The following is a 22,285-nucleotide window of genomic DNA, read 5'->3' as shown; positions in this document are numbered from 1 at the left end:
ATAAATTTAATTTAAGAAAAGAAGAAAAAATGTTAAGAGAAATTCCCATTTTTAAAGATTTATCCGATGAAGAGCTTGAGAAAATAGAAAATATAAGCATTATAAAACACTATAAAAAAGGTGAAATATTTTTTTTAGAGGGAGAAAAACCACTTTTTCTAAGCATACTTTTAGATGGAAAATTAAAAATTTATAAAACTTCTCCAAAAGGAAAAGAAATATTTATTCATGAAATACTACCTATAAATTTTGTAGCTGAGCTAGCAAATTTTGAAAACATAACTTATCCAGCAAGCTCATCTTTTAGTGAAGATAGCACGATTTTAAAGATAGATTATTTTAAATTTGAAGAGATGTTTTTAAAAAAATCACAAGTTGCATTTGCTTTATTAAAGTCATTTTCTGGCAAAATAAAAGCTATGAATAAAGTCATAATGAAAGAAATTATTTGGGATAGTGAGGGAAAAGTTGCAAATTTCATATGCGATAATTTCGAAGCTTTTCAAACACTAAAATATTCAAATATAGCTAAAATTTTAAACATATCTGCTGAAACATTTTCAAGAATAATTACAAAATTTAAAAAACTTGATCTTTTAAAAACAGATGAAAATGGAAAAGTTGTAGATTTTAACAAAAAAGAGCTTTTAAAATATTTTAAATTCTAAATTTAACTATCTTTAAAGATATTTTTTAATAAAATAATATCAAATTTTAAGAAAGGAGAAAGCCATTTTATGAGAAAAAGTAATATGAAAAAAGGTTTTACAATGGTAGAGCTAATTTTTATCATTGTTATTTTAGGAATCTTAGCTGCTTTTGCACTGCCAAGACTGGTTGCTACAAGAGATGATGCAGAAGTTGCGAAATTTGCTCAAAATTTATCGACTTTGATAACTGATATTGCAGCTTATCAAACATCTAAGGGAAATTATGATAAAAAAATATCTAATATGACCTATGTAGATGTTAAAGACGAACAAGATTATAAAGCAACGCTTAATATAAGAAAAAAGTCCTGTATTGAAATAATTGCTTATAACGATGATGATAGTGCAAACAATGTAAGAGCTGGAATGTTTGAGATAAAAACAGTAAATAACAATGAAAAGCTCTGCAAAAGAGCACTTGAATTGCCTGCTGTAAAATCATATTTGCAAAGTGGAAGCAAAATATTTTTAGGTGAAAAACCTAGTCTTTAACAGGTTTTTTTGATATAATTACTAGAATTTCATATATGTATGAAAAAAGGAGAAAATATGAATAAAAAAGCTTTTACTATGATTGAGCTAGTTTTCGTTATTGTTATTTTGGGAATTTTGGCAGGAGTTGCTATACCAAGACTTTCGGTTACAAGAGATGATGCTACGATGGCTAAAATGAGAGCTGATTTAGCTTCTATAAGAAGTGGTATAGCGCTTGATAAAAGCAAGGCAATGATGGAAGGAAGACTGTCTGATTGGAAAACAAATGTAGCAGATCTTGCTAATAATAATTTTTCAAGCGTTGTTCAAGGTGGTATTAAACCTGGAAATGAAAGAAATGGTTGGACTTTTAATAAAACAACTGCAAAGGCTTGCATTGCTAAAAAATGTGCTGAGTTTGAACTTGTAACAACAGGAAACAATGCAGGAGACTTTAATTGTAAAGGCGACAACTGTAATCTTTTTGAATAAATGTTTTACTACGAAGTCTTTATTTTAGGTCTAAATTTAAGACCTCTCACATATCATTCTAAAACTAAGCTTGAAATTTATAGCTTAGTTTTAGCCCCTCTTTCAAAAAATACAAAACAAGCTATAATTTTAAAAGAAGTCAAAAAGCCAAAATTTCAAACTTTAGAAATTTTAAGTATTTGTGATGAAAAATTTAGTAACATTCAAAAAACTCTAGCTAAGTTTATAAGCTACTACTATGCTTGTAATTTGGGTATGGTTTTTAAAATTTTTACTCCATTTAAAAGTTCAAATTTTATAAATCATAATTTTGATAAAACTCCAACATTAAGCCCACTTCAAAATAAGGCTTTAAATTTTGTAACAGAGCATAAAACAAGCCTTGTATTTGGCGATACTGGAAGCGGGAAAAGTGAAATTTATATTTCACTAATAGTAAAAGAGCTAAATTTGGGCAAACAAGTGCTTTTTTTAATGCCTGAAATCTCACTTACCCCACAAATGGAAAAAAGACTAAAAGAGTATTTTGGTGATTTTGTAGGTGTTTGGCACTCAAAAATCACGCCTAAAAAAAAGCAAAATTTATTAAAAGATTTTGAAGATGGAAAGATAAAATTAATTGCAGGAGCTAGGTCGGCTCTTTTTTTACCATTTACAAATTTAAGTCTTATAGTTGTTGATGAAGAGCATGATGATAGTTATAAATCAGCCACAAAACCGCGATATAACGCAAGAGATTTAGCTATTTTTTTAGCTAGTAAATTTGATATAAAAGTAGTGCTTGGCTCAGCTACGCCTTCACTTACAACTTATAAAAAGCAGCCCTATTTTAGGCTAAAAGGAACTTTTTTTAAAAGTAGTAAAGAAGTAATTTATGATGAAAATGAAACTCAGATTTCATCAAAAATTCTAAAAGAGATAAAAGCTTGTCTTGAAAATAAAAACCAAGCAATTGTTTTTTTACCCACAAGAGCAAATTTTAAATACAAACAATGCAAAAAATGTGGTGAGATAATAAAATGCCCATTTTGTAGCGTTGGCATGAGCGTTCACAAGGATAAAAATGCTTTGATTTGCCATTATTGTGGCTATACAACTTATCAAAATGCAAGTTGTGATAAATGTGGTGGTGATACATTTGAAGCAAAAAGAATGGGAACAAGTGAAGTTTTAAACGCCTTACAAAAAGCCTTTAAAGAGGCAAATATCGCTAAATTTGACAAAGATGAGATAACAACGCAAAGAAAACTTACAAATTTATTAAAAGACTTTAATGATAGAAAAATAGATATTTTAGTAGGCACTCAAATGCTTAGTAAAGGGCATGATTATCACAATGTAAAACTAGCTGTGATAATGGGTATTGATACAGGATTAGCGTATGCTGATTTTAGAGCTAGAGAAAAAACCTTGGCTTTATGTATGCAAATAGCTGGAAGAGCTGGGAGAGTAGGCAATGCAAAAGTATTAATACAAACAAAACAAGCTGATTTTTTTAAAAGTTATTTAGACAAATATGATGAGTTTTTAGAAGATGAAACTGAGTTTAGAGAAGATTTATATCCACCTTTTACTAAAATTTTAAGAGTTTTAATATCACATAAAGATGAAAAAATAGCAAATGAAATCACACAAAAATGCCTAGAAATCATACCTAAATTTAAAGATATTGAGGTTATTGGACACGGAAAAGCCGTAATTGAATATATTGCTTCAAAATTTAGATATGAAATACTGCTTCGCTCACACACTTACAAAAATTTAGTAATGCTTTCTCATGTGCTTGAAAAAATTCCAAATGTTGAAGTTGATATGGATGCGATATTTTTTAGCTAAACTTTAATTAGCGTATTTTATTAGATCTTTTTTACCTGCTTCTTTAAAACCTTTTAGTCTAAGTCTACAGCTATCACAAACTCCACACGCCAAATCCTCCCTTTCATAGCAACTCCAAGTATATTGTAAAGGAACTTTTAAACTAAATGCTTTTTGAACAATCTGAGCTTTACTTAAATGAACTAATGGAGTTAAGATTTTTGTTTTAATGCCTGTTTCTCGTCCTAGATTAATCGATTTTTCCATGCTTTTTATAAACTCTTGGGAACAATCAGGATATCCACTACTATCTTCTTCAACCACTCCTATAAATATTGCCTCACACTTTTCACGCTCAGCTAAAGCTGCTGCAATGCTTAAAAATATACCATTTCTAAAAGGAACATAAGTTATTGGCACCTCATCACTTAACCCATCTTTTGGAATTTCTAAGCTACTATCAGTTAAAGCATTAGCCCCAATTTGAGAAATAAAACTAACATTTAAAATCTCTTTTTTTACAACCTTTAACTCATCACAAATTTTATTAAAACACTCTTTTTCTTTATTCATTGTCCTTTGATTATAATCAAAATGAAGCGCAACTATCTCATAGCCTTCGTTTTTTGCAATATATGCTGATGTTACGCTATCCATTCCACCACTTATTATACAAAGTGCTTTTTTCATTTTCACCCTTTTATATTATAAATTTTGGTATAATCTTAGCCAAATTTAACTAAAAAAAGGATTTAATTTGATAAGTTGCGATGAGAAATATCCTAAAATTTTAGATTTAATAGCTAGTGAATTAACAGATGCTGAGATTGAGCTTATTTTTTTAAACTCTAGTGAAATGCATGAACTTAATAAAAAGGAAAGAAACATAGATAAAACAACTGATGTTTTGAGCTTTCCTTATGCTAAAATACCAAATTTTCCACTTGGTTCAGTTGTTATAAATTTAGATCTTGCAGATGAAAAATCAAAGGAGCTTAAACACAACTTAGATGATGAAATCGCCCTACTTTTTACACATGGATTGCTTCATATTTTAGGATATGATCACGAAATAGATAATGGAGAAATGAGAAAAATGGAAGAAAAAATTATAAATAAATTTAATCTTCCAAAAAGCTTGATTGTAAGAAATTCATAGATTTAAAAACTTTGGTTGTTAACCAAAGCTAAATTTTAATATCTATATTCAAAACTTAAAACCGTAGTTCTACCTTTTGCATAATTGCTTAATGAGTTATTTTCACCATTTAAAAAGCTGTAACTTCTCATGGAAGCTGCATCGTTATTAGTATCAAGTGGATCAATATATTGTTTATCAAATGCATTTTGAACCTCAGCTTTTATAACTAAATTTTCAATTGGCTCATAACTTACATAAAAATCAAATATAAATGGTTGTTTTTCTATAACTTCAGTCCATCTTATATATTTTTGCTCATTTCCACATTTTGTTGAATCAGTACATTCTGGTCTATGAAGAGGTTTGTTTTCAAAAGTATTGCTTTCATAAATGGCTCTTTTGCTTTCTCCAAAATATTTTACTCTTGTTCCTAATGTAAGTTTTTCATTCATAAGTCTAACACCAGTATCTAAGCTACCATAATCTTTTGGAAGCATTGTAACTTTGCTTATACCATGCCCTAAAGAGTAAAAATCATTTCTTGTAGGTGCTGGATATATAGCAGGGCTTGCATCAGATGCTGAAGTTGGCTGGTTTGTTTTTTGTCTTGCATAAGCTAAATTTATATAAAACAACCCCATATCATAGCTTATTTCCATTTCAAAACCTTTTTTTACAACATCTTTGTCATAATTTATAAACTTAATATATGGATCATCATTATTATATAATTTATATTTTGGATCTGACTTATTAGAATGCTTATTATATCCTTGAATACTATATCTAGGTATTAAAACATTATGAATATAATTATCTATTTTTGTATGATAATATAGAGCTTTAAAGCCAAATATATCCTTATCAAATATCAAATTTTCTTTAAAACTATTTAAACCTATTTGCCAAGTTTTTGCATACTCATTTTCTAAATCATTAGCAAATCCATTTGATGTTCGTTGCGTAAAATACATCTCTTGCAAAGTAGGAAATCTTGAACTTTTTGAGTAAGATACAAAAGGTGTAAAAAGCTCATCTACAAAAGCTGATAATGTAGCTGAATAATTAAAAGCTTTTCTTTGACCATAATCATCAAACATTATCTCATTTGGCTTACCATTATATTCTCCATATCCACCTTTTTTATCAACTAAATCAAAATATTTACCATTATAATCGTATTTAACCAAATTTGTGCCAACATTTAAGTTAAAAATTCCAAAATCTAAGCTATTGTCTGCGTAAATGGTAAAAAATTCTTGTTTTCCTGAAGGTTGAAATGTATTTGCTCTATAACCATGAATGCTTGGGGTATCTAAGCTTGAAAAGTCATAAACTCCACCATATGCTCCCATATTGCTTGGAGCTGTAAAGAATCCACCATTTAACATTTCTTTAAGTAATTTTTGTCTTTTTTCAGGTGTCATATTAGGATAATTATCAGCTTTTCCATCTAAAATTTGCCTATAGTCATTAAACCAAACAAGCTCATAAGGATGACGATTTTTTGAATATGAGTTTTTAAGGTTATTTAAGCCTATTGTGGTAGTTAAAAATGTAGTATCGCTAAAATCACTTTTAAAAGTATTGCTTATATCAAAAGTGGTTGATTTGTTTTTAGTCTCAAGATCAGCTATTAGTTGTTTGCCTGAAATTTGTGCCATGTCATTGTATTTTTGTTTAGTTTCATTGTAAGCAAACAAAACATTTAAGTCTATATTTTTATCATTATTAAGATTATAATTAAGTTGATAGTTGTTTGCCTCTATTTTTCTTGACCAAATTTTATTTTCTAAATTTCTAAATGAAAGTGTTAAAAGATTGCGTTCATCTCCAAATTCAAATTTTGTTATATAACTATTTATCTCTTGCTTTAATTTATTTGGATCATAAGGGGTTTGGTCATATTGTTCTGATGTTTCTTTCCACTGCTTTTCTCTGTCTTTTAAATATTCATCTTTTGGACCATCACCACGAATAGGAACTCTCACTTTAACTAGTGGGCAAGGATCATCCCAAGGCATACATAAAGGATCTTTTTCCCAACTCTCTTTATATCCTACAATATCACCTTTTTTTGCACTTGGTGTATAAAAATATTTAAGACCATAATCTATAAATTTTTTATGAAGATTTTCAAATTCTATTTTATTAATATCATTTATTTTTATACCACCACCTACCTTATAATCTTGAGAAATATCTCTATGACTATGTCCAATCAAAGCTCCTACATAAAAGCCATCATCATAATACGCTCTTCCGGCAAAAGTTCCCATATAATTACTCTTATAAGCATTATCACCTACTTGATACTTTCCTAAAAAGCCAAAATTTTTATCACCTTTTATGATGTCATTTACTCCAAGAGTTCTGAAATTTGCAGATCCCATTAAAGAATTTACTCCGCTTTTACCACCAAAGGTTCCTCTTTCTACATCAACTCCTGCTATAAAACTTGGATCTATCGTGGCACCAAATTGTGAAGTTGAACCACTTCTACCATCATCAGCTCCTGATGAATAAAATGTCTGAGTAACACCATCGATCATGGTATTTACCCTGCCAAAACCTTGTGAGCCACGAATATTTGGGGCTATTGTTCCTGTAGATTTATCTTGATTAGTAAAAGTTCCTGGAATACTTCTTAAAATTGTATCTAAGTTTTGCGTAGAAGTTGCGATATCTTCCCTAGCGCTTACTGCCTTAGCCTTTTGATAAACCTCCTTATCTGCTTTAAGTTCTTTATCTTCGACATCTATAGTATCCAAAGTTATAGTCTCAGCAGCATTTAAACAACCAAAACAAACAGCTATTAAACTTAGCCTTGTTAAACTTTTCATCTCTCTCCTTTTAATATTGAATATAAGTATTAAAATAAAAACAAGCATTATACTTTATTTAATGTAAAAATAATATTAATTAAATATATTTAATAACTGAGTTTTTGAATAAAACATATTAAATGAAATTTTTAAAATAAATATAAAAAATAAAATAGAAAAGATTTTGTATGTGTTTGTAAAATAAATATTTAATTACTTATATATCCCATATCTACAAGTTTTTCAAAAATATTTTTTAAAAGAGGTCCGCCTGTACTACTTCCACCACCGCCATGTTCAACTAAAATTGTAACCGCGTATTTTGGATTATCAAACGGTGCATAGCCTGTTATCCAAGCGTGTGAACGGTGATAATACTCCATATCTTTTTCTTTCATTCTTACAATTTCACTTTGTGGGATGCTTACAACTTGTGCAGTTCCGGTTTTTGCAGCTATTTTCACAATGCTATCTTTTAAATATTTATAGGCTGTGCCTTTTGGATGATTTGCCACCTCATACATAGCTTTTCTTATATATGGTAAATTTTGTTTTTCAAAAGGTGTAAAAACCTCATAAGTATTAAAGCTTACTTCATCATCATCAATTTTTTTTAAAAAATGAGGTGTTAGGCCTTTTCCACTAGCTATTTCAGCTGTGTTTTTAACTATTTGCATTGGAGTTACTAAAAAACTTCCTTGCCCAATTGATGTTATGACAGTTTCACCCATATACCAAGGTTTTGCGTATTTTTCCATTTTCCAAACCCTGCTTGGAACTGTTCCTATAAACTCATTTGGAAGATCAACTCCTGTTCTTTTGCCAAAACCATGTTTTTCTAAATTTGAAGATAAAAAGTCAATTCCAACTTCTAAACTTCCCTCGTAAAAATAAATATCGCAACTTTGTCTTATGGCATCGTTTAAGTTCATTTTGCCATGACCCCATCTGCTCCAACACCTAAATTTATGATTTCCAAGTTCCATTGCTCCACCACAAAAATAGCTTTTATCTTTGTCAATTTTACCACTATTTAAAAATGCCATTGCAACTGACATTTTCACAACTGAACCTGGTGGATAAAGCCCATTTATAAGCTTATTTGTAAATGGATGATCTAAATTTTCAATTAAATCTATCCAATCTTTTTGGTTAATACCTGTGACAAATGGATTTAAATCATACTCTGGAAAGCTTCCTGCTGCAACTATTTCGCCATTATCCACATTCATTATAATAACAGCTCCTGATTTATCACTAAAAAGATCTTCTAAATACTCTTGTAGTTTCATATCTATGCTTAGAGTTATATCACTGCTTTGTGGTTTTGTGTATGATATTTCCTCAACTACTTTATTTAAAGCAGTAACTTTTGTTAGGCGTTTTCCCTCTTTTCCTTGTAAGATATCGTTATAATATCTCTCAACGCCACTCTTTCCAGCTATATTTGTAAGTTTTGATAAAGGATTAGTTTCTAGATCTTTTGAATTTGCCTTTGCCACATATCCAATAACATGAGATGCCGTAGAATTATATGGATAAAAGCGAAGTGAAGCTGGCTCTATGCGTAAATTTTTTCTTAAATTTAGTTTTGAAAACAGAGGGGAAATATCCTCATACTCTAAAAAATCAACTATTTTTATAAAATCTTGATTATATGGTGAGTTTTGTTTTTTATACTCTTTTTGCATTTTTGTAGAATTTAAATCTATAAATAATTTTTCTAAATATATAGTTTCTTCTTCTATAATTTCATTTTTTAAGTGAGGTTTTAAAAATAGTGAGTATCCAAGGCGATTTATTGCTAATGGGTTGTTATTTGCATCAAAAATTTGACCTCTAACTGGTGGCAACTCAGTAGTTTTTACAACATTTTTTGAAGCAATTCCAGCATAATACTCATTTGAGCTTAAATAATAAACTCTTAAAATTAGCATAAGCCAAAATAAAACGATAAATAAAATGCTAAATTTAAGTCTCATATAATCCTATCCTTAAACAAAAGGACACAAACTGCAGACTCAAAAACTGCATACATTAAATATTCATAAGTTAAATTTAAGACCTGATTTGAATTAAAATATGAAATTAAGTTGCTTACTAAAAAGGTGCTAATATAGCCATAAAAAACTAAAAATGTTAAAAATATATTTCTAAGCTTAAAACCTTCAAAACTAAATTTAAACATAAAATAGTAAAAAACACAAAATGAAATTGCTATAGAAAAAAGTTCAAACCCATGAAGCTGTTCAGCAAAAAAAAGAAAAATTATCGTTTGATACCATTTGCTTGTAAAATCTTCATAATTTTTATCTTTTTCATACTTTAAAATAACTGCATACGCAAAAAATAGACCTATAAAAGGTGGCAATGAAGTATAAATAGATGTTAAAATCTCATAAAAGAATAAAAAAACCCAAAAAACTAAGTTTTTTAAAGCGTATTTATCACGGCTATTTCGTTGCATACTGGAAATTGTTTGCATTTAATACAATCTGCCCAAATTTTTTGATCAGGCAACTCCTCTTTTGAAATTTCCACAAAACCTAACTTTTTAAAAAACTTATCTGCATAAGTTAAAGCAAAAACTTTTTTAATATCTTGAAATTTTGCCTCTTTTAATAAGATTTTTACAAGATTGCTTCCAATGCCATTTGCTCTTAAATTTTTACTTACAACAAGACTTCTAATTTCAGCTAATTCTATAGAATAAATATGTAAAGATGCATATCCTACAATTTTACTATCTTTTAAAGCTAAAGTATAAGATCTTATATTTTGAGCAATTTCACTATCACTTCTTGGCAGTATAATGCCTTTTTTTACTTCATCAGCAACCATTTCTTGCATAGCTTTAATGTCTTTTAACTTTGCAGTTTTATACTCTACCAAAAACACCCTTTATAATAAGTTCTCTTGCTTCATCAATACCTTCATTTCTTAATGTTGATATAAATTTAGCATCTTTATAAAAATTTAAAACTTTTGCTTTTTGACTTTGATTTAATTTATCTGATTTTGTATAAAAATTTATAAGCTTTTGATCACTTCTTAAAAAACTTTTTATATACAAATCAACATTTTTATCAATTTCCATATCAAACTGCCTACTATCTCTAAGATGGATAAAAAGTCTTATTGAGTTTCTTTTTTTGATAAACTCATCCAAAGCACTTTGCCAAATTTTGTGTGTGCTTTTTGCAACTTTTGCATAACCAAAACCAGGCAAATCTACTAAGATTAAATTATATAAATTTTCATCATCATCTTTAAAATTTGCTTCGAAAAAATTTATAAGTTTAGTTTTTCCTGGGGTACTACTACTTTTTGCTAAGTTTTTTTGATTTAATAAAGAGTTTATAAAGCTACTTTTTCCAACATTTGATCTACCTAAAAAAGCTATTTCACTTCCTGAGTAAAAATCACTTTTTTCTAAACTAGGAGATGATGTTAAAAACCTAGCATTTAAAACCTTTATCACTTTTTATCCTCAATTTTAAAAATTAATTTTGCGGGTTTTTTATCTATTTTTTTGCTTGATCTATCACTATTTACTTCATATTTTCCATTAAGTTGATTTATTGTTATGATATCTCCAAAGACCTCTCTTTTTGTTTCAACCTCTTCAATCCAAGCGTTGCCTTTTAAAGTATAAATTTCAGTTTTTGGCTCATAGGTTAAAATATCTCCTTTGCCGTTATAGTGGCTTTCATTAATCAAAATTTTAAATTTGGCATTACCTGTTGCAATATATTTTGTAGGTTGCTTATTTTTATCAAAATAAATTGTAATTTTATCACTATTCAGAGTATCAAATGAGCCTTTTTTAACTTTTACATTTCCAGTTAAAACACTTTGAAGCTTTATCTCATCAGCAAAAAAATTATCGGCCGTAACCTCAACTTGCTCAGCAAATAAAGGCAAAGACGCAAGTAAAAACACTATTATTTTCTTATAAACCATCCATTAACTCCTGTTGCAAAAGTCTGTTTTGTATTTAAATCATACTTTAAAGTAAGACCAGTTACATTATTTTCATTTTGCCATAAAATAAAAGGCTTGTTGCTTGTAGCAATTTTAGTTTTTGTATTATAAAAAATTTCATCTGAAATATAGTTCATGTCATCACTATTTTTATACTTCGCATCGCCTAAAAACTCTATTGTATCATCTTTATGAATAGCTTTTTTTGAACTTAATGTATGATTTGTATCTTTATTTAAAATAAAACTTTTGAAATTTTCAAACTCATCTTTATCTTTATATTTTACACCTTTATCAGCTTCATATTTTGCAATAATTTTTTCTTCTGTTACCTCATAATCAGTTATATCAAACATTTCAGTTTGGGCTAAATCTATCTCATTTTTAAAAAAATCACTAAAATAAGGTGTTTGAACTGATAAAATAACCATCATAACACTAAAAATAGCAATACCAAAATAAAAAATTCTTATAGCCATTTTTTAAGCCAAACATCTCTTAGGTTTTCTTTTTTTATAATTGTTTCTATCATCTCTCTAACTGCACCATCGCCACCTTTTTTTGAAAGCATTATATCAGCCTTTACTTCACTCATGGCATTTAATGGCTTAAAGCTCATTTTAACATTATTTAAAAGCTTTATATCGTTGTAGTCATCACCTATGGCAGCAGCATTTTCAAAACCTAGCCCCTCTTTTTTTAGTATTTCTTCTGCTACACTAAATTTATCTTTAACGCCTTGAAAAATATATTTTATTTTTAAATCTTTTGCTCTTTTTTCAACTATTTTTGATGATTTTCCTGTAATTATGGCCGAAATTTTGCCCATTTTATTCCACTGTTCTATACCAAAACCATCATTTACATTAAATTTCTTTAGCTCATCACCCAAATTTGTATAGTAAAGCCCACCATCAGTTAAACAGCCATCAACATCTAAAAAAATAATTTCTATCATAAAAACGCCCTTTTATAAAACGCCTTTCGTACTAGGAATTCCCATCTTTTCATTTTTAGTTAAAGCTCTTCTTAGTGCAACTGCAAAGGCTTTAAAAGTTGCTTCTGCTATGTGATGTTTATTACTTCCTCTTAATTTTATAAGATGAAGTGTAATACCTGCATTAAAAGCAACAGCTCTAAAAAACTCTTCTATCAACTCAGCATCAAATTCGCCTATTAAACCCTCTTTTATGCTATCATAAACTAAAAAAGCTCTATTTGATATATCTAAATCACAGCTTACTGAACTTTCATCCATTACAACAACTGAATTTGAATATCTTTCAATATTTTGAACTGGATAAATTTGTTTTTTTAAAGCCATTCCTAAAACTATACCGATATCTTCAACACTATGATGAAAATCGACCTCTATATCACCATCACACTCTACTTCTAAATCCATTAAAGAGTGTTTTGCAAAAGCTTCAAGCATATGGTTTAAAAAACCTATTTTAGTATTTATTTTGCTTTTTCCAGTTCCATAAATTTCTAATCTAAGCTTTATTTTTGTCTCTTTTGTATTTCGTTCTATCATACTAAACCCCTATTGTCTAACTATAAAAGCGCCATCTAAATGATATGAACTATGAGCAAAATCTCTTGCTTCATCCTCACTTCTAAAACCTGTTAAAAATACCCTATGGAGTCCATCTTTATCAAATTCTTTAATTATAGCCCTATATCCACCTTTTCCATCATATTCTCTTTGATAAATTTTTGCTCCATTCAAATTTCTAAACGCTCCTACTTGAACCATAAAGGTTCCACCTATATAAATTCTTTCACTTTGTGGAGCTGTTTTACTAATACTATGACCATCGAATCCAACAACCTCTATAACAACAGGAGCGGTTCCGCTGGCAATCACTCCAATATCAGAAGCTGCTTTTTTAGATAAATCAATAATTCTTCCACTTACGAATGGACCTCTATCATTTATCCTTACAACTGTTGATTTTGAATTATTTAAATTTGTAACTTTTACCATTGTGTTCATAGGAAAAGTTTTATGTGCAGCTGTTTGAGCATACATATTGTATCTTTCGCCATTTGCAGTGCTTTTACCATGAAAATTTGGTCCATACCAACTAGCGAGTCCTTTTTGAGTTTCTCCTACTTCAACTTTTTGCGGATAATATGTTTTTCCATTTATCTTATAAGGCCTCATAGTAGCATGAGTGCTTGGCTTAGGAGTAACCACAGGATGAGATGTTTTAGTTGAACACCCTACTATAAAAAAAGCTATAAAAAAAAATGTTAAAATTTTTTTATGGTATAACAATTGTATCTCCTGCTTTAATGTTTAAATTTTTTATATCATTTGCAGCAACTAAAGTAGCTACATCAACATCAAACTTATTGGATATTGTTATTAGTGTATCACCTTTTTTTATGGTATATTCTTTATTGTCATTAAAAGCAATTATAGGAATTGGAATTTTAAGCTTTTTCCCAATCTCTAACTCATCACTAAGATCGTTTTCTTTTATTAATTCATCAGTTGTAGTGTCCCATTTTTTAGCTATGCTTTCTATGGTTTCATCTTTTGCAACTACATGGATATTATATGATGGAGCAAATGTATTCTCTCCTCTTATTATCTGTCCTATATAGTTTAATGCATAAAGATTAAGTTTTTCCTCAGGGATATAAAAATGATATGCATTTTGATCTTTTGGAGCAACAGAAGTTTTAATGTGAGGATTATACTTCTTCATCTCATCCACGCTTAGACCTATGCTATTTCCAACGCTTGCTAGACTTGTTCCACCTTGAACTTTTATTTTTTCTACTGAATTTTCTGGCTTTATATCAACAAGCGCGATTCTTGCATCAATATTTTTTGAAATTATTGTGTTTTTAATAATTCTTTTAATGAAATTTTTAGTTTCTCTTGGGGTTTTACTACTTGTTAAAAGAGTTGAAAAATCATCATTTTTATTATTTCTTATAACTTTTTTCATACAGCCATCGCCACAATTATAAGCCATTAAAGAGATATACCACTTATCTTCAAAACTCTCATTTAAAAAATCTAAATATTTAAAAGCTGTATCTGTTGAGAGGAAAGGATCTCTTCTTTCATCGATTTGAGCATTAACATTAAGACCAAAAGATTTAGCAGTTATAGGCATGAACTGCCACATTCCACTAGCTTTTTTTGACGAAGTTGCTCTGTTTAAAAATTTTGACTCAACCATAGCAAGATAGAGCAAAAACTCAGGAGCATCAATTTTTTCAAGCTCTTTTTTTACCATATAAACATTATCGGGAGAGCTTTTTATAATTTTTATAAACTCACTTACATCTCTTTGATCTATACTTTTTTCTATATTTAACACTATTTCTTTATTTTTTTCATTATTTGGGATAGCAAACTCGTTTAAAATCTCATCTATAAGTGTATTTGCTTGTAAAGTAATAGTAAATATAAAAATTGTAAAAATACTAAACAATTTATTCAAATTTTCTCCTTAAATTTTAAAAAGTTTTTCTGCGTTTTTTGTTGTAATTTCTTCTATTTTACTTACCTCTAAATTTAAAATTTCAGCCATTTTTTGTACTACAAATGTAGTAAAAGCAGGCTCATTTCTTTTTCCTCTATTTGGTGTTGGCGCTAAATACGGTGCATCTGTTTCAATGACTATATTTGATAATGGAATTTGATCTAAAATCTCAACTAAATTCTTAGCATTTTTAAAAGTTAAAACTCCACCAATTCCAAAATAAAACCCTTCATCTTTTAATGAAAGCAATAATTTGCTTGCATTATAACAGTGCAAAACCACACCAAAAAGTTTTTTAGAATGCTCTTTTAAAATATTATAAATATCCTCATTTGCATCTCTTGCATGAATTATAAGAGGTTTTTTAAACTGAATTGCTAAATTTATTTGATCTAAAAAAATCTTTTTTTGTAAATTTTTATTAGCCAAAACCTCTTCATCACTATTAAAATGCTCTTTTATCTTAAAATAATCAAGTCCGCACTCTCCAACAGCTACACACTTTCTATCATCTAAAAAATCTCTTAGATAATTTATTTCAAACTCATCAGCGTGATATGGATGAACTCCAGCTGCAAAATAAACATTATCATAAGCATAAGCGATATCTCTAGCTTTTTTTAGGGTTTTTATATCAGCCCCAGGAATTATTATTTTATTAATTCCGCTTTCTTTCGCTCTTTTTATCACAAAATCCAAATCGTCATTAAAACTATCATCATCTAAATGACAATGTGTGTCTATTATCATCTGCTAACCTATTAATTATTTTAATCAATTTTCGATTTTAGCAAAAAATGACAAATGAAAGCTTAAAGCAGTATAAATTTTCAACTATTTCTAAGTTTTTTTGCAAATTCTAAGGCTTCTTTTGTGATTTTTTCCCCACTTATCATTCTTGCAAGCTCTGTTATTTTCTCATCTTCGTTTAGTTTTTTTACATTTGAAATATCATTTATTTTACTAACTAAAAAATGAGAATCAGCTTTTGAACTAAGTTGCGGAAGATGTGAAATAGCAAAAATTTGATAAAATTTTGAAATTTTTAAAAGAACATTGGCAATACTCATAGCCTCTTTTCCACTTAAATTTGCATCTATTTCATCAAGGATTAAAACACCATTTGCAAAACCTGTTATATCAATATTTGTACCAATAAATGCAAGCCTTAGTCTATTAAACTCACCAGAGCTTAAATTTTTTAAAAGTGTATTTGAAATTTCAAAGTTTATTTCATCCATTCCTAAACTATCAATCTCTTTTTCTTTGAATATAACTTTTGCATCACTCATATAAAACTCTTTTAAATATCCATTTAAAATATTTTCAAGCTCTTTTTTTACATTTTTTCTACTACTACTTACTAAATTTGAAATTTTAAGAAGTTTTTCTTCTAGAGTTTTAAAAGAGTTTTTTAAATCATTTTTTTTAAACTCTATATTTTCATATTCGTTTAACTCTTTTTTTCTAGTTTGTAAGGTTTCAAGTGCTTCTTTTACGCCACCATAGCGTTTTTCTAAATAGTTTAAATCTTCGATTCTATTTAAAGTTTTTTCTATATCAATATTTTCTAAATCTTCTAAATTTAAACTCTCTTTTTTAGCTCTTAACTCATTTATGGCTTCTTCAAAAAAATCACTTTCTAAATCACTTACCCTTAAAGCTTCAATTACACTGCTTTCTATATCAAATATCATTTCAGCTTTCATCCAAGCTTCATTTATCCTATCTATTTTACTAAGGCGTTTTTTTAACTCCATCAACTCTTCAAATTCGCCTATTTTAGGATTTATACTTTCTATTTTATTTATTTCAAATTTAGCAAAATCCTTTAACTCTTCAATATTTTTCTCTTCATTTTCAATTTTTTCAAGCTCTTTTTTTACATCACTAAATTCTTTAAAAATCTCACCTAAACTCTCTAAATTAGTTTTATGAGCTTTATCTTTTTTAATGGCCAATAAATCTAGCAAATTTAATAAATTTTTATTATTAAACTCATCAGCATTTCTAATGCTAAGATATTTAATATGGGTTGAAGCAATTGAAAATAAATTTTTTTTAGAGATAAATTGAGAGTTTATAAAATATCTTGTTGATCTATCTTTTAGCATTCTAAAATTATTAACACTTTCGTTTTCTATGCCAAATTCACTTAAATCAAAATCAAACTCCACATCTGCTTCTATTAAACCAGCATCTGTTTCGCTAAGTCCAAATACAGACAAAATGGCGTTCATCAAAACTGATTTTCCAGCTCCACTAACTCCTGTAAAAACACTTAATCCTTTATCAAAAAAAAGCTCTGATTCTTTGAAAGTTAAATTATTTCTCATATAAAGTCTATCTATCAAACCTTGCCTCCATTATGTCCCCAATGAAGTTTATTTTTTAAAACTTCAAAATAATTTGCGTTTAAATGTCTTATTAAATTTGCGTGAGTGCCTCCAAGCCTAACCACAACTTCATCAAATTTACTCATATCAAAAGCATTTTGCCCATCTATTATAATGCTTACCTTGCTATTTCCTGCATTTTTAAATTTTAATTTATATTCAGCTGGCAAAACAAGCGGTCTTTGTGTTAGGCTATGAGCACAAATTGGCGTAATACAAAAAACCTTGCTCATTGGATAAATTATTGGTCCATTTGCACTCATATTATAGGCAGTTGAGCCAACAGGTGAGCTTACTATAACGCCATCACCATAATATGTATTAAAATATTCATCATCTAAATACGCATCAACTTTACTCATTGACAAAACTGCACTTCTTGATAAAACAAGATCGTTAAATGCAATGAGCTTTATCTCATTTTTTGAATTTTTAAGTGAAATTTCTAACATTAAAGGTTTTTTTATTTCATATTTGCCTTTTAAAAAATCGGCAAAAAACTCATTTAACTTATCAATTTTAATATCAGTTAAAAAACCAAGAGTTCCATCATAAACACCTAAAACATTTAAATTTTTAAAACCATTTTTAGCTACTTCTCTGCAAGTTGAGATTAAAGTTCCATCTCCTCCAATACTTAAAATTAAAGTTTTTTCCTCATCTATCTTATGCAGATTTTCAAATTTATTTATAGTCTTTTCTAAAAATAAAATTTCATAGCCTAAACTTTCAAAATATTTTACAAATTTCAAACATTTTTTAGGATTTTTAGCAACTATTCCAATATATTTTAAGTTTTTTTCTAAAATTATTTTATTCATAGTTGTTATTTTAGTAAAAATTAGCTTTACAAAAGCAAAATTTCGATACAATGAGAGTTAATATTTCAAAAATAATATAAAAAGGAATAACTTTGAGAAGTCATTATTGCACCGATTTATCAAAAGAAGATGTCGGAAAAGAGGTAAAAGTATGTGGCTGGGTGAACTCTTATAGAGATCATGGTGGCGTTATTTTTATAGATTTAAGAGATAGAAGTGGTATTTTACAACTAGTTTGTGATCCAGCTGATAATAAAAAAGCTTACGATTTAGCAAATACTATAAGAAATGAATTTGTTATAAAAGCAAGTGGAAAAGTAAGACTTAGAGGCGAAGGCCTTACAAATGAAAAGTTAAAAACAGGCGAAATAGAAGTAGTTGTTAATGAATTAGTTATAGAAAATCCAAGTGCACCATTACCATTTGTAATTGGTGATAAAAACGTAGGAGAAGAAACAAGACTTAAATATAGATTTTTAGATCTTAGAACTCCTGAGAATTTTGCTAAATTTAAAACTCGTTCAAAAGCAGCAATTGCAACTAGAAACACACTTAATCGCCTTGGATTTGTTGAAGTAGAAACTCCGGTTTTAACAAGAGCAACTCCAGAAGGAGCAAGAGATTATTTAGTTCCAAGTAGAGTTTATCCAGGTGAGTTTTATGCACTTCCTCAAAGCCCTCAACTTTTTAAACAGCTTTTAATGTGCTCAGGTTTTGATAAATACTTCCAAATAGCAAAATGCTTTAGAGATGAGGATTTAAGAGCTGATAGACAGCCTGAATTTACACAAATAGATATAGAGATGAGCTTTGTTGAGCAAGAAGACGTTATAAAAGTCGCTGAAGAAGTATTAAAAGATATTTTTAAAGAGTGTGGGCATGATATAAAAATCCCATTTAGAAGAATGGATTATAAAGAGGCTACTGAAAAATATGGAAGTGACAAACCGGATTTAAGATTTGATATGCCACTTGTTGATGTAGCAGATATTTTTGAAAAATCAAGCAATGAAATTTTTAGCAAAATAGCACAAGACAAAAGAAAAAATAGAGTAAAAGCTATAGCCGTCAAAAATGGAGATAATATCTTTAGTAAACGCCAAATGCAAGGCTTTGAAGAGTATGTTAAAAAATTTGGAGCAAAAGGATTAGCATTTTTCCAAGTAAAAGAAAATGGATTAAAAGGACCTTTGCTTAGATTCTTTGAAAAAGAAGATATAGATGAGATCATAAAAAGATGCAACCTTGAAGTTGGAGATGTTGTATTTTTTGGAGCTGGTAAGAAAAAAGTCGTACTTGATTATATGGGAAGATTTAGACTATTTTTAGCAAATGAGATGAATCTAATCGATAAAGATAAATTAGAGTTTTTATGGGTATTAAATTTCCCTATGTTTGAAGAAAACGATGATGGCACCTACTCAGCAATGCATCACCCTTTCACAATGCCAAATAATATTGATGATGACATAGAAGATATTACTTCAGTTGCTTATGATGTTGTATTAAATGGAATTGAACTTGGCGGCGGAAGTATAAGAATTCATAAGAATGATATTCAGCAAAAAGTATTTGAAAAGCTTGGAATAGATGAAAAAGAACAAAGAGATAAATTTGGATTCTTACTAGATGCTTTAACCTTTGGAGCGCCACCACATGGAGGAATTGCAATTGGGTTTGACAGACTTATAATGCTTTTAACAAAATCATCTAGCATTAGAGATATTATAGCATTTCCAAAAACACAAAGAGCTCAATGCCCTCTTACAAAAGCTCCAAGTCATGCAAGTGACGAGCAATTAAAAGAGCTTGGTCTTAAAGTAGTAAAAAAACAAAATTAGAAAGGATAAAAATGAAAAATGTATTTTTAATCATAGGAGCTCCAGGAAGCGGAAAAACAACTGATGCAAGCATGATAAAAGAAATGAATCAAAGCGTGGAACACTACTCAACAGGAGATATGTTAAGAGCAGAAGTTGCAAAAGGAAGCGAACTTGGAAAAGAGATAAATAGCTTTATCTCAAAAGGAAATTTGGTTCCACTTGAAATAGTTATAAACACCATAACTTCAGCTATAAAAAGCTCTGATTTGGACTTTATTATAATAGATGGCTTTCCAAGAAGCGTTGAGCAAATGGAAAAATTTGATGAAGTTTTAAAAGATAATTCTGATATAAATCTAAACTGCGTTATCGAAGTAGATGTTAGTGAAGAAGTTGCAAAAGAGAGAATTTTAGGAAGAAACAGAAACGATGATAATGAAGAAATTTTCAATAATAGAATGAAAATTTTTACAGATCCAATTGAAAAAATTAGAAAATTTTATAAAAATAAAGGTTGTTATAAAGTTGTAAATGGCGAAAGAACAATTGATGAAATCGTTGCCGATATGAATGAGATAATAGTTCAAGCTATTATGAAATCAATGAATTAATAGGAGTAAAAATGGATATTTCAAAAATAAAAATAGGCTCAAACCCTGATAAGATAAGTGCTGTTATAGAAATACCTTACGGATCAAATGTAAAATATGAAATAGATAAAACTAGCGGTGCTGTAGTGGTTGATAGAGTTTTATATTCAGCTGTATTTTACCCTGCAAATTATGGATTTGTACCAAATACTTTAGCTGATGATGGTGATCCAGCTGATATTTTAGTAATTAATGAGTATCCTTTGCAAGCTGGCTCTGTAATACCTTGTAGATTAATAGGTGTTTTAGTAATGGAGGATGAAGCTGGAATGGATGAAAAACTTTTAGCAGTTCCGATTAGTAAAATTGATCCAAGATTTGATAATATAGAATCAATCGATGATTTACCAAAAGCAACCCTAAATAGAATTAAAAACTTTTTTGAGACTTATAAACTTCTTGAGCCAAATAAATGGGTAAAAGTAAAAGGATTTAAAGACTTAAAAACAGCTACTGAAATTTTAGATAAAGCTATTAAAAACTACAAATAAAAATAAGGGAAATTTTTCCCTTAAATACTCAACAAGGAAATTAATGTATTGTTACGATATAGTGGGAAGTTTTTTAAGACCAGCTGAATTAAAACAAGCAAGAGCTGGCTTTGAAAATGGTGAAATAAATAAAGATAAATTAAGAAAAATAGAAGATAAATGTATAAAAGAACTAGTTGAAAAAGAAAAAAAGTTAAATTTACCTTTTATAACTGATGGTGAATTTAGAAGAGAGTATTGGCATTTGGATTTTTTAGCCAGCATTGGTGGAGTAAAAAAAGTAACCTCAAAAGAGTGGTCTGTTAAATTTAAAGATAGCTCTCCAAAAGCAAATACAATAATTATAAATGATAAAATTTGTTTTAATAAAAATCATCCTTTTTTACAAGACTTTAAATTTTTAACAAGTTTAATAGAAACAAAAAATGCCAAGATGACTATCCCATCCCCATCAATGCTTCATTTAATACCTTGTGTAAGAGCACAAAATTACACTCCAATTGAAATTTATAAAAACAATGATGAAATTTATAAAGATATTGCACAAACCTATATAGATTTTATGAATGAGTTTTATAAACTTGGTTGCAGACATTTGCAACTCGATGATACTTCTTGGGGTGAGTTTTGCGATAAAGATAAAAGAGAAGCTTATGCAAAAAGAGGTATAAATTTAGATCTCATTCAAGAAAAATATGTTTGGGTAATAAATGAAATAGCAAAAGCAAAACCAAAAGATTTGATACTTAGTATGCATATTTGCAGAGGAAATTTCCGCTCAACTTGGTTTACAAGTGGTGGATATGAAAGTGTTGCAGAAGTTTTATTCGGTAAGTGCAATATCGATATGTTTTTCTTAGAATATGATAATGACCGCTCTGGTGGATTTGAACCACTTAAGTTTATAAAAAATCAAAAAGTAGTTTTAGGTTTAATTACTACAAAATTTCCAGAGCTTGAAGATAAAGAAATAGTTAAAAAAAGAATTTTTGAAGCGACAAAATTTATACCACTAAATCAACTTCTACTTAGCACGCAATGTGGATTTTCATCAACAGAGGAAGGAAATAATCTCAGCATTGATGAACAGTGGGCAAAAATAAATTTAGTAAAAGAAATAGCACTTGAAGTTTGGAAATAAAAATCCAAACTTT

Annotated in this window: 24 protein-coding genes; 9 read left to right on the top strand and 15 right to left on the bottom strand. The window is 28.8% G+C overall.

Annotation, left to right across the window (positions count from 1 at the left end; genetic code table 11):
- Window positions 1–29 precede the first annotated feature (29 nt).
- The 4 genes from CURT_RS04050 to CURT_RS04035 all read left to right on the top strand — a co-directional run bounded on the left by CURT_RS04050 (window position 30) and on the right by CURT_RS04035 (window position 3,512).
- Window positions 30–668, top strand: a complete 639-nt coding sequence (locus CURT_RS04050; RefSeq protein WP_018712963.1) for a Crp/Fnr family transcriptional regulator — start codon at window positions 30–32, stop codon at window positions 666–668.
- Between the two features lie 84 nt (window positions 669–752).
- Complete coding sequence (locus tag CURT_RS04045) at window positions 753–1,202, top strand: type II secretion system protein (RefSeq protein ID WP_237721157.1); 450 nt, start codon at window positions 753–755, stop codon at window positions 1,200–1,202.
- A gap of 57 nt (window positions 1,203–1,259) precedes the next feature.
- A complete protein-coding gene (locus CURT_RS09535; RefSeq protein WP_018712961.1) occupies window positions 1,260–1,676 on the top strand; it encodes a type II secretion system protein in 417 nt (138 codons plus the stop codon).
- Window positions 1,677–3,512, top strand: coding sequence for a primosomal protein N' (locus CURT_RS04035; protein WP_018712960.1), 1,836 nt, complete (start codon window positions 1,677–1,679; stop codon window positions 3,510–3,512).
- Between the two features lie 3 nt (window positions 3,513–3,515).
- Here CURT_RS04035 and queC read toward each other — a convergent pair whose 3' ends face one another.
- Entirely contained in the window at window positions 3,516–4,181 is a 666-nt protein-coding gene (gene queC / locus CURT_RS04030) for a 7-cyano-7-deazaguanine synthase QueC (RefSeq protein ID WP_018712959.1), read from the bottom strand.
- 67 nt (window positions 4,182–4,248) lie between these two features.
- On the opposite strand from queC, the gene ybeY reads away from it, so the two are divergent.
- The gene (gene ybeY, locus CURT_RS04025; RefSeq protein ID WP_018712958.1) at window positions 4,249–4,650 is read left to right on the top strand and encodes an rRNA maturation RNase YbeY; all 402 of its coding nucleotides are present in this window, start codon (window positions 4,249–4,251) and stop codon (window positions 4,648–4,650) included.
- Between the two features lie 35 nt (window positions 4,651–4,685).
- Here ybeY and CURT_RS04020 read toward each other — a convergent pair whose 3' ends face one another.
- The 14 genes from CURT_RS04020 to CURT_RS03955 form a co-directional block, all read right to left on the bottom strand.
- Window positions 4,686–7,475, bottom strand: a complete 2,790-nt coding sequence (locus tag CURT_RS04020; protein WP_018712957.1) for a TonB-dependent receptor domain-containing protein — start codon at window positions 7,473–7,475, stop codon at window positions 4,686–4,688.
- 191 nt (window positions 7,476–7,666) lie between these two features.
- Window positions 7,667–9,439 carry a penicillin-binding protein 2 gene (gene mrdA, locus CURT_RS04015; RefSeq protein WP_018712956.1) on the bottom strand — a complete coding sequence of 591 codons (1,773 nt, stop codon included), beginning with the start codon at window positions 9,437–9,439 and terminating at the stop codon, window positions 7,667–7,669.
- Window positions 9,436–9,942, bottom strand: coding sequence for a hypothetical protein (locus tag CURT_RS04010; protein WP_026320329.1), 507 nt, complete (start codon window positions 9,940–9,942; stop codon window positions 9,436–9,438). Before CURT_RS04010 ends, mrdA begins: the two co-directional genes overlap by 4 nt.
- Complete coding sequence (locus CURT_RS04005; protein ID WP_018712954.1) at window positions 9,891–10,349, bottom strand: N-acetyltransferase; 459 nt, start codon at window positions 10,347–10,349, stop codon at window positions 9,891–9,893. The genes CURT_RS04010 and CURT_RS04005 overlap by 52 nt, the downstream gene beginning before the upstream one ends.
- A complete protein-coding gene (yihA, locus tag CURT_RS04000; protein ID WP_018712953.1) occupies window positions 10,336–10,938 on the bottom strand; it encodes a ribosome biogenesis GTP-binding protein YihA/YsxC in 603 nt (200 codons plus the stop codon). Before yihA ends, CURT_RS04005 begins: the two co-directional genes overlap by 14 nt.
- Window positions 10,935–11,420, bottom strand: coding sequence for a lipopolysaccharide transport periplasmic protein LptA (lptA, locus tag CURT_RS03995; protein ID WP_018712952.1), 486 nt, complete (start codon window positions 11,418–11,420; stop codon window positions 10,935–10,937). The genes yihA and lptA overlap by 4 nt, the downstream gene beginning before the upstream one ends.
- A complete protein-coding gene (gene lptC / locus CURT_RS03990) occupies window positions 11,402–11,920 on the bottom strand; it encodes an LPS export ABC transporter periplasmic protein LptC (protein ID WP_018712951.1) in 519 nt (172 codons plus the stop codon). Before lptC ends, lptA begins: the two co-directional genes overlap by 19 nt.
- Window positions 11,911–12,399 (bottom strand): KdsC family phosphatase, encoded by a 489-nt coding sequence (locus tag CURT_RS03985; protein WP_018712950.1) that lies wholly within the window; start codon window positions 12,397–12,399, stop codon window positions 11,911–11,913. Before CURT_RS03985 ends, lptC begins: the two co-directional genes overlap by 10 nt.
- Before the next feature lie 12 nt (window positions 12,400–12,411).
- Window positions 12,412–12,978, bottom strand: a complete 567-nt coding sequence (hisB, locus tag CURT_RS03980) for an imidazoleglycerol-phosphate dehydratase HisB (RefSeq protein WP_018712949.1) — start codon at window positions 12,976–12,978, stop codon at window positions 12,412–12,414.
- A gap of 9 nt (window positions 12,979–12,987) precedes the next feature.
- A complete protein-coding gene (locus tag CURT_RS03975; protein ID WP_018712948.1) occupies window positions 12,988–13,725 on the bottom strand; it encodes a septal ring lytic transglycosylase RlpA family protein in 738 nt (245 codons plus the stop codon).
- Entirely contained in the window at window positions 13,712–14,908 is a 1,197-nt protein-coding gene (locus tag CURT_RS03970; protein ID WP_018712947.1) for a lytic transglycosylase domain-containing protein, read from the bottom strand. The genes CURT_RS03975 and CURT_RS03970 overlap by 14 nt, the downstream gene beginning before the upstream one ends.
- Before the next feature lie 9 nt (window positions 14,909–14,917).
- The gene (locus CURT_RS03965) at window positions 14,918–15,700 is read right to left on the bottom strand and encodes a TatD family hydrolase (RefSeq protein ID WP_018712946.1); all 783 of its coding nucleotides are present in this window, start codon (window positions 15,698–15,700) and stop codon (window positions 14,918–14,920) included.
- Between the two features lie 80 nt (window positions 15,701–15,780).
- Window positions 15,781–17,304: a DNA repair protein RecN gene (locus tag CURT_RS03960; protein ID WP_018712945.1), complete on the bottom strand. Its 1,524-nt coding sequence runs from the start codon at window positions 17,302–17,304 to the stop codon at window positions 15,781–15,783.
- On the bottom strand, window positions 17,301–18,167 hold the full coding sequence (locus tag CURT_RS03955; protein ID WP_018712944.1) for an NAD(+)/NADH kinase: 867 nt from the start codon (window positions 18,165–18,167) through the stop codon (window positions 17,301–17,303). Before CURT_RS03955 ends, CURT_RS03960 begins: the two co-directional genes overlap by 4 nt.
- 92 nt (window positions 18,168–18,259) lie before the next feature.
- On the opposite strand from CURT_RS03955, the gene aspS reads away from it, so the two are divergent.
- Genes aspS through CURT_RS03935 form a run of 4 tightly spaced genes read left to right on the top strand, consistent with a single transcriptional unit; the run spans window position 18,260 to window position 22,272 of the window.
- Window positions 18,260–20,008: an aspartate--tRNA ligase gene (gene aspS, locus CURT_RS03950; protein WP_018712943.1), complete on the top strand. Its 1,749-nt coding sequence runs from the start codon at window positions 18,260–18,262 to the stop codon at window positions 20,006–20,008.
- 11 nt (window positions 20,009–20,019) lie between these two features.
- Window positions 20,020–20,601, top strand: coding sequence for an adenylate kinase (locus CURT_RS03945; protein ID WP_018712942.1), 582 nt, complete (start codon window positions 20,020–20,022; stop codon window positions 20,599–20,601).
- Window positions 20,602–20,612: 11 nt separating this feature from the next.
- A complete protein-coding gene (gene ppa, locus CURT_RS03940) occupies window positions 20,613–21,131 on the top strand; it encodes an inorganic diphosphatase (protein WP_018712941.1) in 519 nt (172 codons plus the stop codon).
- 43 nt (window positions 21,132–21,174) lie between these two features.
- On the top strand, window positions 21,175–22,272 hold the full coding sequence (locus tag CURT_RS03935) for a 5-methyltetrahydropteroyltriglutamate--homocysteine S-methyltransferase (protein WP_018712940.1): 1,098 nt from the start codon (window positions 21,175–21,177) through the stop codon (window positions 22,270–22,272).
- Window positions 22,273–22,285: the final 13 nt, after the last annotated feature.

This window comes from Campylobacter ureolyticus, from assembly GCF_013372225.1.
Lineage (GTDB): Bacteria > Campylobacterota > Campylobacteria > Campylobacterales > Campylobacteraceae > Campylobacter_B > Campylobacter_B ureolyticus.
This window is presented reverse-complemented; position numbering and strand designations above follow the sequence as displayed.

Coding starts and splice junctions, on each gene's coding strand:
- CURT_RS04050 (WP_018712963.1), top strand. CDS start 30: ATGTTAAGAGAAATTCCCATTTTTAAAGATTTATCCGATGAAGAGCTT.
- CURT_RS04045 (WP_237721157.1), top strand. CDS start 753: ATGAAAAAAGGTTTTACAATGGTAGAGCTAATTTTTATCATTGTTATT.
- CURT_RS09535 (WP_018712961.1), top strand. CDS start 1,260: ATGAATAAAAAAGCTTTTACTATGATTGAGCTAGTTTTCGTTATTGTT.
- CURT_RS04035 (WP_018712960.1), top strand. CDS start 1,677: ATGTTTTACTACGAAGTCTTTATTTTAGGTCTAAATTTAAGACCTCTC.
- queC (WP_018712959.1), bottom strand. CDS start 4,181: ATGAAAAAAGCACTTTGTATAATAAGTGGTGGAATGGATAGCGTAACA.
- CURT_RS04020 (WP_018712957.1), bottom strand. CDS start 7,475: ATGAAAAGTTTAACAAGGCTAAGTTTAATAGCTGTTTGTTTTGGTTGT.
- mrdA (WP_018712956.1), bottom strand. CDS start 9,439: ATGAGACTTAAATTTAGCATTTTATTTATCGTTTTATTTTGGCTTATG.
- CURT_RS04010 (WP_026320329.1), bottom strand. CDS start 9,942: ATGCAAACAATTTCCAGTATGCAACGAAATAGCCGTGATAAATACGCT.
- lptA (WP_018712952.1), bottom strand. CDS start 11,420: ATGGTTTATAAGAAAATAATAGTGTTTTTACTTGCGTCTTTGCCTTTA.
- lptC (WP_018712951.1), bottom strand. CDS start 11,920: ATGGCTATAAGAATTTTTTATTTTGGTATTGCTATTTTTAGTGTTATG.
- CURT_RS03985 (WP_018712950.1), bottom strand. CDS start 12,399: ATGATAGAAATTATTTTTTTAGATGTTGATGGCTGTTTAACTGATGGT.
- hisB (WP_018712949.1), bottom strand. CDS start 12,978: ATGATAGAACGAAATACAAAAGAGACAAAAATAAAGCTTAGATTAGAA.
- CURT_RS03965 (WP_018712946.1), bottom strand. CDS start 15,700: ATGATAATAGACACACATTGTCATTTAGATGATGATAGTTTTAATGAC.
- CURT_RS03955 (WP_018712944.1), bottom strand. CDS start 18,167: ATGAATAAAATAATTTTAGAAAAAAACTTAAAATATATTGGAATAGTT.
- CURT_RS03945 (WP_018712942.1), top strand. CDS start 20,020: ATGAAAAATGTATTTTTAATCATAGGAGCTCCAGGAAGCGGAAAAACA.
- ppa (WP_018712941.1), top strand. CDS start 20,613: ATGGATATTTCAAAAATAAAAATAGGCTCAAACCCTGATAAGATAAGT.
- CURT_RS03935 (WP_018712940.1), top strand. CDS start 21,175: ATGTATTGTTACGATATAGTGGGAAGTTTTTTAAGACCAGCTGAATTA.